The sequence below is a fragment of the Limisphaerales bacterium genome, from assembly GCA_014382585.1.
Lineage (GTDB): Bacteria > Verrucomicrobiota > Verrucomicrobiia > Limisphaerales > UBA1100 > JACNJL01.
This window is the reverse complement of sequence record JACNJL010000034.1, coordinates 1-12135: the sequence shown is the minus strand read 5'-3', so window position 1 is coordinate 12135 and position 12135 is coordinate 1. Positions and strand designations below refer to the sequence as shown.

Below are 12135 nucleotides of genomic sequence, written 5' to 3'. Positions count from 1 at the left end.
GGCCAACGCCGTCACCCAGGAATTCTCCCGCGAGAGCGGCCTCGACTGGGCACAGGCCGAAGAATACAAGCGCGCCTACGGCTACGTCCACGTCACTAACACCGAGGAGCCCACCGATCCTTATCAGGCCATCGTCGTCAAAACTGCCCGCAACGTGATGACCCGGCTGCACCAGCAAGTGGCCCAAACCATCCAATACTACCGCGCCCAACAAGGCGGCTCAGCGCCCGTTCGGCTCTTCCTTGCCGGCGGCGGCGCGTCGATGCTTTACACTGCTGAATTTTTTCAGGAAAAACTCAACCTCCCCGTCGAATTCCTCAACCCCTTCCGCAACGTGGAGCTCGGCCCTGAATTGGATCCCGAAGCCCTCGCCCGCGAAGCTCACAGCCTTGGCGAAATGGCCGGCCTCGGCCTGCGGGCCACCACGGTGGGCATGACCGAATTTAACCTCCTACCCAAGCGCGAAAAAATCAGCCGCCAAGTTGATAAACGCGGCCCCTACGCCATCGCCACCATCTTTTGCGCAGGGCTTATATTATATGTATCCGGAGCCGCCCACCGCAGCATTTCGGCAAAAAATGAGGGCGGTATCAAAAAAATGGAGCAAGGGCTGGGGGACTTTGAAAAAATCGCGACCCAAATCACAGACGTTGAAGGCCAATTATTCGACCGCAAAGGGAAGGCCGAGAAAATGGAGCGAATCCTGCGCAGTCGATTTTATTGGATCGAACTGGTGAACTCCATCCAAGGCACATTGAGTGATTCTGACGGCAAAATTCTGATCCTCACCAACCCCAACAAACTGATGCCCAAGGGCACCAATGTGGTGAACCAAATCAACGCCGAAAAAGTAGCCGAGGCAGATACCGCCGTCTGGCTGCAATCGCTCACCATTACCAAGCCCGCAGGTGGTTCCGGCGGCAAACAAGGTGGAGGCTTCGGCAGCGGGGAAGAAATGGGAGGTGGCGGAGGCATCCCCAGTGGCGGAGGCGGGATGGGCGAAGGCGGCATGGGAGGCGGCATGGAAGGAATGGGCGGCATGGGCGGCATGGGCGAAGGTAACCCGGGCGAAGGCAGTGGCGAAGCAAGCAAAGACAAACCCGTTGAAGTGATATACCTCAAACTGATGGCCAAAAATGTGTTGGCCGATGCGGCCAATGGCGAGAAAGTGCGCACCCGAGAAACGTTGAATCGTGAATTTGCACAGATGATGGCCGAGCAATTTCAGAATAATGAGATGTTTAGTGATGATGCCACCCGCACCAAAGTGGAAGGAAAGATTGCGATGAAAGAAATTGACGGCACCCGTTGGTTTGAATTTGTCATTCAATTGACATTGAAGGATCCGATTGTGATGAAGGATAAATCAATGGAATAACCATGCAAAAAGATTTAATCATATTTTATTTAAAGCGGCATATGCTGATCCTTGTGGGGTTGTTGTTGGCGCTTGGGTTTGTGGGGTATGGGTACAAATTCATGACCGATGCCGCGGCCGGCAGAGTTGAACAGGATAAAGCTTTTGAAAAGGTGAAATCGCGGCGCGAAAAAATTTCCAATCCTGGCAATAACATCAAGATCGACGAGGCGAACATCGGGAAAATCCAAGACGAAGTAAATGCGCTCGATAAGTTAATTGTTGAATCAGGAACGGTCATTCGTGCCGGGGTAGAGCATCAAGCGATGGCTGGCAATGATTTCACCACGCACATGGTGAGTGTCATCAAACAGCTCAACCGTGCGGCGGAAGAGCAACAGGTCAACCTCCCGCGCGATCCGAGCAGCAAGAGCGACGTACAGTTTCCTTATTACTTTACCTTTTTTGAGGTCATCACCAAAGAGCACGGTGTGAGTGAGGACAAAGTGCCCGAGCTTCAGGTGCAATTGGAGGACGTGGAAACCATCGTTAATATTTTGCTCGGCAGCCGCGTTCAATCGATCGAACTCATTCAACGCAATCGCGTCACTAAAGAAGATGTGGGCGCTACCCGGCCGAACGATTATCTTAAAGAGCGGAAAAAATATGCTAACTCCGTGGCGGTAGTGCGGCCATATCGGATTAAGTTTCACTGCCTCAGCGGGGGCATTGCCAAATCACTCAGCGGGTTTGCGAGTGAGGAATTGTTTTATGTGGTGCGCAAATTTGAGGTCAAACAAGCGGGCGCAAACAGCGCCTCCAGCGGGGGTATGGGCATGGGCGGCGGCGAAGGTGGATTGGGTGGAGGTTTTGGGGGTGAGCCCGGGGGCGGGGGAGGGGAAGGCTTCGGCGCGGGTGCAGCCCCCGGTGGCGGTGCAGGCGGGGGCGGGGCTCAGGCGGCGTCGGGCACTCCCAGTGTGCCGCTCACTCTGATTGAGCAAGGAATTCTTGAAATTAGCGCAGGCCTGGCCACGCCAAAGGCTAAAAATATTATGCGCGAGCAATTGTTGGAAGTGACGATCGATCTTGACGTCATCCGGCGTCTGCGTCCGGAGGAACCAGAAGGTGAAGTTGGAGTCGGGGGCAATATCAATCCGCCCGGAACCGCACAGGCACCCAATCTGTCCGCCATCGAGGGGACTAATAATGCAGCGCCAGCGTCGGGAACCAACAACCCCGTCACAATTCCGGAGGCCACAACGGTAACGCCCCAGCCCAAGCAATAACGCCGTATGGAAAAACTGCAGCCTATTTTAAACAAACTTAAGGGAGCGCTTGATCACCTTGAGAAAATTATTCTGGGCGTGGTGTTGGTGGCCGTGGCGGTCATTTCGGTATTCAAACTACTAAGCGCGCGCGGCGATCTTGAGGCGGTGAATAAGGCATCCGGCGTCATCACCTTCGGGGGTCAGATGCGGGAGCCTGAGGATATTGAAACCTTTGCCAAGCTGGTGCAGACCTCTCGCGAGGATCCGCCGGCCATTAATCTGGATGGCACCAACCATCTTGTGTTTAACGCCGCGAAGTGGAATCGGGTGATCAACAACGGGGTTACCAATGTGTTCCGCGATTCTTCGAATTTGCCATTGGGCATTTCGGCATTACGGGTGACAGAAATCCGCGAGGTGCGCCTACTCATCACCCCCAAAATTCAATTTAACCGCAGCCCTGCGCGTTTGGGTGAAAACAACATGCGCTATCGGTTTGAGGCAATTGATGAATACCCAACCGTATTTGCCTCCCTCCCGGAGTACATGGCTTATTGGCGTAAGCACCCGAATTGGAGAAGCTTCGTCCAATACAACACCCCGAGACTGCAATCATTCATGCCCCAAAAACGGCCGTTCCCGCCGAACACCAAGGCGCTTTCCCCCAATTTACAACCCAGCACCCTTCGAAAGCTCAGCTTTTTGCACCTGTTTGGGGATCCTCAAATTCGGCAACATCCCGATTGGTTTGTGGGCTTCCGCTTCACTGCCGCCACCAAGGCCGATCGGATTGAAGATGTGATTTGTACGCTCGATATCATTCATGGTTTGCCCGGCGGCGGGTTAGTCACCAACAAAAACCGCGTGGCCAAGCACAACCAGCCTATTTCATTCACCCGCGGCTACGAGGCGGATTTATATTTCAAAACCAAATTTACTGCCACGCCGATGGAATGGAAAAACTGCCGCGTGGGCAGGCGGTTCTCCGTTGATGGTGAAGTGTTTCGCGTTCTCAAAGTTACACCGGATCTGGTGCAGCTGGTTTCCGATATGGGATATGGTGGCAACCGCCAAATCTATGACAAACCCTTCCGCGCCGGCCCCATTCAGGTACGGCCCGGCCTGAACATCCCCGTGCCCGGTGGCGGCACCAATGCCACACCCACCAACGCCGTGCCCGTCACCCGCCCGACCGTGGCCAATCCGCCTCCCGCAGGAGGGCAGTAACGTGGCGTGGACAGCGTGCGCCACGTTATTTCCTTGCTTATTCGGCCACTTCCAATATAGTCCCCCCGAGGTTGAGGGATCAGCCTGGGGGAAATCGGCCATTCTGGCCAAAAAAACTGGGGGTATTATGAAACAGGTGGGGATTGTTTTTCGTGTCGTATTGTCGATTGGCTTTGTTGCCATTTCCATGAACTCCGTGAACGTGTGGGCGCAAGCCACGCCTCCGTCAACCATGCCCTCGCCGGATGCCATCCAGCGCCTTCTGGAAGAGGAACGCCGCTTGCGTGCGCAGGGTCTCAACGACCCCATCGCACAAGAGGCGATTGCCAATTCCCAGCGGGTGGATGCTGCTCTGGCAGATATCGATCGCAAAGCCCAATCGGATCTGCTTGCTGTGGTGCAGCTCACCCAGCAAGCCACGCAGGCCCCTCGCAACGCCGATGCCATCTCGAAATATCGCATGGCCATCATTCTCGAAAACGATTTTAAGAAATACGCCGCCACCCAGCTACAGGGCCTGTTGCGCGTGGATCACCCCGTCTACATCAAGGCGCTAAACACAATCGAGCTTCCCATGCGCGATATCCGCGCGGGTTATTTGAAAGTGACCCAAGTGATGGTGGAAGCTGCCTGGCAACGCAATGAGTTTGATCATGCCAAAGGATATATTATGGACACCCTGGGCTGGTTACCCGGCAACGTTGAGTTGCAGGCGCTTATGCGCGAAAGTGAAAAACGCAATGCGGCCTACGTAAAAAGCGAGCCCTCACCGGATGCCTCAAGTATGCGAAACGTTCTGGCAGATCGTGACCGCGAAATCAACCGCCTGCTCAAGGACGGCCGGTTTCATTATGAGCTGCGCGATTTCGATAACGCCAAACTGAACTTCGACCGCGTGCTGATACTCGACGGCCGCAATGATGTGGCCAGCAATTTCCTGCGTATGATCAATAAATTTAATAACGACGCCGCCAAAGATGCGCGCGATCGCAACTTCAGCTCCATGGTGCAGGAGGTGAATGAAAAATGGGTTGAGGCACCCCATCAGCGCACCTTGCCCATTCCTAATCCGGAATGGATCCGCCAAACTGGCGGCAGCGCAAACCAACCCGGCGGCCCCGGCGCCAACAATGTAATCATGAACAAACTGCAGAGCATTCGGGTGCCCAACGTGCCTCCGCTCGCAGGAATGGCGCTCAACGAAGCGGTGAATTTGATCACAGAAATGGCTTCGGAAAACGATGCCGTTACGCTGAATCCAAAGGAAAAAGGGATCAATATTTGGATCCGGACCGATCTGCCGGAGTACTCAAAAATCGCGGCTAATTTCCCTTTCCAAGGCTCACCCAACATCAATCCCGCCAATGGCCTGCCGATGGGCCAACCGGTGATGAAACACGCCGGCGGCAGTATGGCCGATGGCCCAAGCGCGGGAGCCGGCGTACTGGCGCCCGGCCGGGGGATGAATAACGGCCCCAGTGTGCCCACAATGGGCGGTGGCCGGCTGGATCCCACTCGCATCACTGTGCAAGGCCTCACGGCACCGCTCACCAACGTGAGTCTTTCGCAGTTGCTCAATATTGTCACCAAATCCTGCGATCAACCGATCGATTGGAAAGTGAGCGAAGGCACCGTTATGCTTTCTTATCGTCCGGCGGATGCGGACTTTGTCACCAAATTATTTCAAGTGAAGCCAAACGCATTTTTTACTGAATTGGTAAAAACAACACGGACTTCCCGGCAGCTATCGCCGCTGCCCCAAACACCACTGGGGGAAGGGTTTGATTCCGCCATTCAAAACAAACACACGCAAGCCGGAGGCGGGGGCAATAGGGACCTCAACCGGCAAACCGGGCAGCCGGTGAATGGCGGCGGCGGTTGGGCCGGCGGCGGCGGCTCCGGCGGCGGTGGCGGCGGCGGCGGCGGCGTTGGCGGTGTCAACCAGCAGGCCTCACAGGCGGTGCAGCAGTATCTGGCAAACTTCGGTATCACGAACGCGCAGGTAGTGTTCAATCCAAGTAACGGTCAATTGCTGGTGCGTGCGCAGTTGGCAAACCTTGAGCAAATTGAACAGGTCATTGAGATCCTAAATACTTCACCCGAGCAATTGGTGGTTGAGGCCAAGTTCGCGGAGATTGAATTTAATGAAGGCGAATCGCTGGGCTTTGATTGGTATCTCGGCAATTTTACGATGCAAAACGGCAAGTACATCACCGGCGCCGGCCCGCATCCCACATTCATCGGCAAGCCCACCGCAAGCAATCCATCAGGATTTTTCCCGTACCCCGGCACGTTGCAGGGCAACACCTTTGTGCCCAGCCAATTCAGCATCCCGCCCAGCCCAAACGAAGGCCGGCTCACGTCCGGCTTTAAGGGCTATGGCAATCCGCTTTGGACATTCACCGGGCTGATGACCGACCCGCAATTTCGGATGGTCCTCAATGCCATTGACCAACAGGACGGCGCGGAGCTGCTTTCCGCGCCGCGCATTCTGGCAATCAGCGGACGGCAGGCAAACATCGCTGTTCAGGATAACCGATCCATCGTCACCGGAGTAACGCCCACCTTCACCCCGGGCACGGGCGGCGGTTTCGGCGGCGGCGGCGGCGCGGGCGGCGGCACGGTGCAACCGACGGTTACCCAACAACAAATGGGCCCCTCGCTTACTGTGTTGCCATATGTCAATGCTGATGGCTACACCATCGAAATGTCATTGGCGCCGTCCATCACTGAGTTTTTGGGTTACGAAGAAAGCACTTTTGAAGCATCCGTGTTTGCCGCCGGCGGCAACGTAGTGCGCCAGCAGGTGCCCATGCCCCGGATTCGCACCCGCAACATTAACGTCCAATGCGTGGTTTGGGATCAAACCGTGCTAGCGCTGGGCGGGCTCATCGCCGAGACGGTGCAAACCACCAAAGATAAGGTGCCCTTCCTCGGTGACCTTCCGTTTGTGGGTCGCGCGTTCCGCGGAGAAGGGCGCAGCAGCAAAAAGAAAAATATGGTAATTTATGTGAAGCCCACAATCATTGATCCGGCGGGCAACCCGAAAAACCGGCCCGGTCAGTTGCCATTTGCCCGTACGACTTCGCCAGACGCGGTGACATTCATCAACCCGGAAAACCCGAACGCCAATGCTGGCGGCGCCGGCGGTGGCGTACCGGGTGGAGGTGCGGGCGGTGGCATCAACAACAAGTTGCTCAACCGCAATACTTACCGCCGCTAAGATCATGGGGGCTGATCGCCTGCTAATTGTCGACGGGCATCATTTTGCCTACCGTTCCTTTTTTGCCATCCGCGCGATGAATGCGCCGGATGGATTTCCCACGAACGCGCTCTATGGATTCATCAACGCATTGCGCCGGATGCGCGCGCGAGTGGAGCCCACTCACATCGCGGTGATTTGGGATGGCGGGCTTGATGAAGAACGCACCGAGGCATTGCCGGATTACAAAGGCGCGCGCGATCCCATGCCTGACGATTTGGAGCTTCAGCTCGATGCACTGGATGAGTGGCTTGAGGCAGCCGGATTGTTTTCGTGGTGTCATGATGGGGTGGAGGCCGACGACGTGATTGGTACGCTCACCCGTCAGGCCGAGGCGGCAAGGTTGCCGGTGGTGATCGCCAGCTCGGACAAAGATTTTTTCCAGCTCATCAATCCCAATGTGCACCTGCTCAACCCGAACGATAAAACTGAAACCCTGTGGCAGGCCGAACAAGTGCGCGCCAAAACCGGAGTGGAGCCGGAACAAATTATTGATTGGCTTAGCCTCGTGGGCGACAGCGTGGACGGCATCCCCGGGGTGCGTGGTGTGGGCCCCAAGACGGCCACCAAACTGTTGCTTGAATATAAAACGGCAGAAAATTTGTATGCGAATTTGGACGCTGTGAAGCCCGGCGGATTGCAGGGGCGCTTGCGCGAGGCGCAGGCCGAGGTGCGGCGCAATCAAGAATTGGTCGCACTCAAAGAAATGGCCGAATGGAAAAATGACCTGGAAGACCTCCGCCCGGGCGCGGGTGATTCCGCGAAGTTGCATACACAATACACACGTTGGAACTTCCGTTCTTTACTGAATGAGTTGGAAGCAGGACGGCAAGGGGAATTATTGTGACCCCTACCGGTTGGGGTGGAAAAAAAACCGCCCACCACATTATCCACAGGTTGTGAAAAAGTAGTTGACGAAACTGATATTATTTGAGACAACCCATCTCAAGGAGTGCGCCCTAGGGCACAGGGATGGGCCTCGCGTCTGCGGGGAGGAATCACCAGCAATCGATTCTGCGTCTGTGTTTTGGGGCAAAAAACCAAGGAGGATGGACATGAAAAATGTTTCTACAAAGGTCGTTCTGGCCGTTGCGTGCGTCTGGGGTGTGTCAATTTCCAATGCAGCGTTAATGCCGTTGGGCGGTGAGTATCCGCTACTCGGCAATATTGACGGGCATCAATCCAACCCCCACGTGGCCGTGGATTCGGATGGCGGGTTTGTGGTGTGGCAAAACGCGGCTCAAAGCAATGGCGAACGCATTCTCGTGCAGCGGCTCAATTCAGATTACGTGGGCGAAGGGGTCGTCCAACAAGTGAGCCAAGGCGCGGCGGGATCCAATGACGTGAACCCGCGCGCGGCGATGCGATCAGATGGCGGCGGCGCAATCGTTTGGGAGGCGGGCCCGCGTGGCAACTCGGATGTGTATGTACGGTTCATCGATTCACGCGGGAATTTCACCACCGGTGCAATTATGGCAAATTCCTATGCCAGCAGCATCCAGCGCGATGCTTCAATCGCTACGTTGGAAAACGGTGGCGTGGTGGTGGTGTGGGAAAGCGTGGGGCAGGATGGTTCCGGCGAAGGCATTTACGGCCAACGGTTTAATGCGCAGGGCATTCGAGTGGGCAGCGAGTTTTTGGTTAACCAGTCTACCGCAGAAAATCAAAGTGATCCCAGCGTGACCGCACTCAACGGCGGTAAGTTTGTCGTTGGCTGGTTGAGCCAATCCCAAAATGGGCGCAACAGCTCCGGTGGGGCAAATTTGCGCAGCAACGTAATGGGCCGTTTATACGATGGCTCCGGCGCGGCGGTGGGCAATGAGTATCGGCTGAATGACGGCGATGTGTTGGCGGCTGATCCGCAATTGGCGACCCGGCCCGATGGCGGTTTCCTGCTCACCTGGGTGCAAAAAGATGAAACGAATACTCGCAACAGCTCAGATGTTTACATCAAAACGTTTGATAACAATGGCCTGCCCGCTGTGCAGGCGGTGCGCCACAATACGTATCTCACCGGGCGCCAATCTACTCCGGAAGTGGCTATGGTGGGCAGCGACGCATTAGTGACGTGGGCCAGCTCGGGGCAGGATGCCGGCGGGTTGGGAGTGCAGGGCCGAATGCTTTCGGGCGGCACGGAATTTCAAATCAATTCACAGGGTCAGCTGAACCAAAGCATGCCCACCATTGGATCCGATGGCACCGGCAAATACATCGCGGTGTGGGTGAACACGATGAAGGCCGACCATTCAATTTTATCCGCTCAACGTTACCTCGTGCCGAATGGCGCGGTGGGTGAGGGAGTGGTGGATGTGACTGCCGGCGAGGTGCAGGTCGTGGGCGCGGAACAAGTTCAACGCCGTACCAATCCGCAAGCAGCACGGCGACCGGCAGCAACGCAGGTTGCCTCCAGCAACACCGGACAAGATTCCTTCGCGACAATGAATATCGCAACGGCACAGCCTGTTCCAGTGGTGGCCACTGTAGCCCCGAGCGTGCCTCAATTGGCTGAGACTGTGGTTCCCACGCCTCCGGCCCCATCGGCCCCTCGTTCGGCGCACGCAACTGCGGCGGCTAATCCCTCGACGTCGGCCCGCGTAAATCAAGCCGCTTCATTGGCCCTGCAAAACAACGCCCGTATGCAATCACAGGCGCGGCCGATGCGGTTAAATTTGCGTAATCCCAGCCAAAACTCAGCGTCGATCAATGCTTCACGAAACATCATGCTCGAACGGGCGCAGCAAAACCGCCAACCCCGCGCAACCTACGGCAGTACTCAAATGGCCTCGGTACGGAGTGGGATGTTTAACCGGAATTACCCTTCCAGCAGCACAAGCTCTCGGGCGGCGTGGTCGCAGCGCGGCAGTTCCGCGCGCACCAATTTGCGCCTCACCCAGCCCACGCGGAACACGACACAAGCACGCACCGCACCACAAATTCGCACAACCAGCACAGGCCAAAACGCACAGTCTTCTGCGGCTACCCAGCGTTTCACTAATATGCGCCAAAGTGCGCAGGCCTCGGCTGAACTCGCCCGCAGCACGGGCAACCGCGCGGTGCCGGCCTCGGTGGTGCGCAATGGCCGCGGTTCGCAGCTTACATGGATTTCCCAAGCCGGTGCGCGTTATCAGGTGCAGTCCTCCACAGACCGAACCAGTTGGAACAATGTTGGCAATACCCGTTCCGGGCAGCGGACAGGTTTCGATTCTATGTCGGTTGAAAATGGAGGGCACAAATACCTGCGTGTAGTGCGCACCAATTAATTCCCAGAGTCATAAAGGAGGGGGACAGGGATAAATGAATAAAATAAAATTATTAGTGGTGGGCGCACTGCTGCTCGTTGGGGTGGAGTCTTCGCGTGGGTTCGTGATGATCGGGCCGATGTTGGCGCCGGAGGTTTCCGCGGGTGCCACTGACTTCAATATCACGGATGACCTGGGTGGCCCGAAGGAGCTCAAGCATTTTTTCCGGTGGAATAATCCGTATCTGACGTACACGTTTGACCAAAGCTTTGTGCGCTACTTTGGGCTTGAGGGAATGGACGCGGTGCATGATGCGTTTCGGGTGGTGAATGATTTCTTCGTTCCCGCTGATGGAAGTTACAACGGGGTGAGCAGTATCGATTTTGCGCGGGATGGTTACCTGAGCAACTACAACACGACATGGCTGAACACGACGGCTCAAAATGCCCAGATCATAGATATCAAAAGTTTGGCGCTGGGGATGTTGGTCAATCACCTTGGTGTGGGGAATCCGCATCGGTACGCATTCACCGTGCGGGGCATCAGCACGAATGCGACGGCCACGCAGTGGAGCTTCAATGTACGACTGAAGAATTTTGATCCGGTGACGTGGCAGCCCACCGATGTGATTAACGGGGTGCAGTACAGTTACCGTCTGATTCATGACGCGCCCCCGCAAGCGGGCGGTCCGATTACGGTGCCCACGTTTGTGGATATGGAAGAGTTCACCACGGACACCAGCGGTAATGCGTGGAGTTCGGTGGCGGGGATTGTGGATGCGTTTTACGGCAACACCGCAATTTATTGGACGGATACGCCAACGCTTTTCAACTTCGGGGTATACTACGATGGACGCAATGCGATGGGTGGCCAGTATCAACCGCGCCATGCTCTGACGTATGATGACGTGGGCGCGTTGAAGTACATGTACCGCACGAATAATTTCGTGTACGAGGATTTGGATTTATCAATTAACCTCGTGGAGCCGCCGCAATTTTTGAGCGGGAACAGTGCGCAAAACTTTATGGGGCCCACGATGCCTAATACGCGTGGCGTATTTCCCCGACGGTTTGGCGGCAACGTGGCACCCATCCAACCGTCATTTGCCACCACCAGTCCATTACGAGGAGTGCCGATCATCGGCTTTCCCGGGCAGCTCTCCCAAATGGTGGGCCCGGCACTGCGAGGCGGCATCGATCGGATGCAGTTTTACTATCAGCCGCTGGACTCGTTGTTGGGCACATTGTTCACCGCCACCAACTTTGTTTGGACTGATACTTTCGTAACCACCAATGGCTGGAACGTGGGCGGGCTCAACAATACCACCCCCGGTGCCAGCGCCTGGATTGGTCCGCACAGTCTAAAATATTATTCGCAAAAAGTCGGTCGCACCGTCACCGCCCCGGACATTATTTTTGTATGTGACGATCTGGGCCAGGCGCCCGACGGCGTGCCGGTGGCGTGGAACCGCACCGACAACACGCAGGGTTGGACCAATAACGGCGCGTGGGCCAATGTCGGATTAGTCGCCCTCAACACCACCAACGTTGGGCCCGGCAATATCTTTGTGCCGCCCAATGGAATCATTTATACCTTCTCCAATCTGGGTAACACCGCCACCACCGGCAGTTTTGAAGTGCTCTGGGGCGGAGAGGCGAGTGTGGTCGGCAATCAAACGCCCTCGTTCTCACTGTGGGGCCACATCAAGGGCCCCGGACCGCAGGATGTCATCACCTTCCCGCGCGATGCCACCGTGTGGCGTTTGGAAAATGAAATCGCACC

Annotated in this window: 7 protein-coding genes; all 7 read left to right on the top strand. The window is 56.1% G+C overall.

The annotated features are described in order from the left end of the window. A partial coding sequence (gene pilM / locus H8E27_06130) for a pilus assembly protein PilM (protein MBC8325186.1) occupies positions 1-1378 on the top strand: 1378 nt, incomplete at its 5' end. A 2-nt stretch (positions 1379-1380) separates the two neighbouring features. Then, the gene (locus H8E27_06125) at positions 1381-2643 is read left to right on the top strand and encodes a hypothetical protein (GenBank protein MBC8325185.1); all 1263 of its coding nucleotides are present in this window, start codon (positions 1381-1383) and stop codon (positions 2641-2643) included. Positions 2644-2649: 6 nt separating this feature from the next. Then, positions 2650-3852 carry a hypothetical protein gene (locus tag H8E27_06120; GenBank protein MBC8325184.1) on the top strand — a complete coding sequence of 401 codons (1203 nt, stop codon included), beginning with the start codon at positions 2650-2652 and terminating at the stop codon, positions 3850-3852. Between the two features lie 187 nt (positions 3853-4039). Continuing rightward, a complete protein-coding gene (locus H8E27_06115) occupies positions 4040-7075 on the top strand; it encodes a hypothetical protein (protein MBC8325183.1) in 3036 nt (1011 codons plus the stop codon). A 4-nt stretch (positions 7076-7079) separates the two neighbouring features. Next, positions 7080-7961, top strand: coding sequence for a hypothetical protein (locus H8E27_06110; protein MBC8325182.1), 882 nt, complete (start codon positions 7080-7082; stop codon positions 7959-7961). Positions 7962-8244: 283 nt separating this feature from the next. Beyond that, complete coding sequence (locus tag H8E27_06105) at positions 8245-10374, top strand: hypothetical protein (protein MBC8325181.1); 2130 nt, start codon at positions 8245-8247, stop codon at positions 10372-10374. A gap of 34 nt (positions 10375-10408) precedes the next feature. Then, positions 10409-12135 (top strand): hypothetical protein (locus H8E27_06100; protein ID MBC8325180.1); only part of this gene is annotated, 1727 nt, incomplete at its 3' end.

Coding starts and splice junctions, on each gene's coding strand:
- H8E27_06125 (MBC8325185.1), top strand. CDS start 1,381: ATGCAAAAAGATTTAATCATATTTTATTTAAAGCGGCATATGCTGATC.
- H8E27_06120 (MBC8325184.1), top strand. CDS start 2,650: ATGGAAAAACTGCAGCCTATTTTAAACAAACTTAAGGGAGCGCTTGAT.
- H8E27_06115 (MBC8325183.1), top strand. CDS start 4,040: ATGAACTCCGTGAACGTGTGGGCGCAAGCCACGCCTCCGTCAACCATG.
- H8E27_06110 (MBC8325182.1), top strand. CDS start 7,080: ATGGGGGCTGATCGCCTGCTAATTGTCGACGGGCATCATTTTGCCTAC.
- H8E27_06105 (MBC8325181.1), top strand. CDS start 8,245: ATGCCGTTGGGCGGTGAGTATCCGCTACTCGGCAATATTGACGGGCAT.